The 1,414-nt window shown below is 46.6% G+C and carries 1 protein-coding gene; it reads right to left on the bottom strand.

Annotated elements, in window-relative coordinates; translation table 11 throughout:
* Positions 1-15: 15 nt before the first annotated feature.
* Positions 16-1,380, bottom strand: coding sequence for an amino-acid N-acetyltransferase (argA, locus tag B7Y67_RS18075; protein WP_293599819.1), 1,365 nt, complete (start codon positions 1,378-1,380; stop codon positions 16-18).
* Positions 1,381-1,414: the final 34 nt, after the last annotated feature.

Raw genomic sequence — 1,414 nt, 5'->3', positions numbered from 1 at the left:
GAAAGCTATAAAAACTTATAGATCTTTCGTTAGAACCATGGATTTGCGATCCCAGTTGTAAATTTGCTTTCTTTCTTCTGGAAGATCGTCAACAGAAGCGCGCTTAAAGCCGCGCTTTAAAAACCAGTGCTCTGTTCTGGTAGTTAAAACAAACAATTTTTTAATTCCTTCCCGCTTTGCCCGCATCTCAACGCGCTTTAGTAAGCGCTCCCCATCACCGGAGCCCTGAACATCAGGATCGACTGCGAGGCAAGCAAGTTCGCCTACGCCATTGGGGAAGGGGAAGAGGGCGGCACATCCAAAGAGCACGCGATCATGCTCAATCACAGAGAAGCGCTGAATGTCACGCTCAATCACATCTTGTCCGCGGGCAGCCAAAATACCTTCTTCTTCAAGCGGGCTAGTAAGCTGCAATATGCCACCAACGTCATCTTGATTCGCTTCGCGTAAATTCTCAATATCGGATGAAGCTAGCATCATTCCAATACCATCGTGGGTAAAGAGTTCTTCTAGGAGTGCGCCATCACGATTGCAAGGTAAGAAGTGCACACGACTCACGCCAGCACGAATGGCTCTACCCGAGATATTGAGCAAGCTCTTCATGCCTAGATCAAGATTAGGATGCTCGGCTACATATTCTTGTAGCTGTGGCATCGAGAGTTCGGTAATGTAATCACCTTCCGCATCTTTAAGACCAGCGTAGGGGCTAAGGAATATTAATTTATCTGCTTTGAGTGCAGCGGCAGTAGAAGCGGCTACATCTTCAAAGGCAAGGTTAAATGCTTGCCCTGTTGGCGAGAAACCCAGCGGTGATAGCAAAACAATTTTGTTGCTATCAAGTGATAGCTTGATTGAAGTGGAGTCCACTTTACGAACCAGTCCGGTATGAATGTAATCAATACCTTCAACCACGCCCACAGGCATGGCGGTAATAAAGTTTCCTGAAATCACTGAAATGCGTGATCCTGCCATCGGCGTATTAGGTAAGCCACGACTAAATGCCGCTTCAATATCAAGGCGTAATTCACCAGCAGCTTCTTTGACGCATTCCAAGGCTGCGGCATCGGTGATGCGATAGCTATGCATTGTGCTCTTGCCAAACTGACTCTTGATATTGCGGAGCATAAGCTGCTCTTCAATTTGAGGGCGGATACCATGAACTAAAACAATGCGCATACCCATGGCATGCAACATAGCGATATCTTCAATCAGATTCTCAAGGCCAATTTCTTGGGCAAGTTCACCAGCAAAAGCAATAACAAAGGTCTTCTCGCGGAAGCTATGGATATAGGGCGCAACATCACGCAGCCATCCTACAAAAGGAAAGTTGGAGCTTGATTCTTCGGCGTTTGAGCCGGGGTTTGGTGCATTTGTTGGCATAGTGAGAAAATTATAGGGTGCAAGAGCCTATAAA

Source organism: Polynucleobacter sp. 35-46-11, from assembly GCF_002281105.1.
The sequence above is the reverse complement of the archived record's forward strand: the minus strand, read 5'-3'. Positions and strand labels throughout refer to the sequence as shown.

Coding starts and splice junctions, on each gene's coding strand:
- argA (WP_293599819.1), bottom strand. CDS start 1,380: ATGCCAACAAATGCACCAAACCCCGGCTCAAACGCCGAAGAATCAAGC.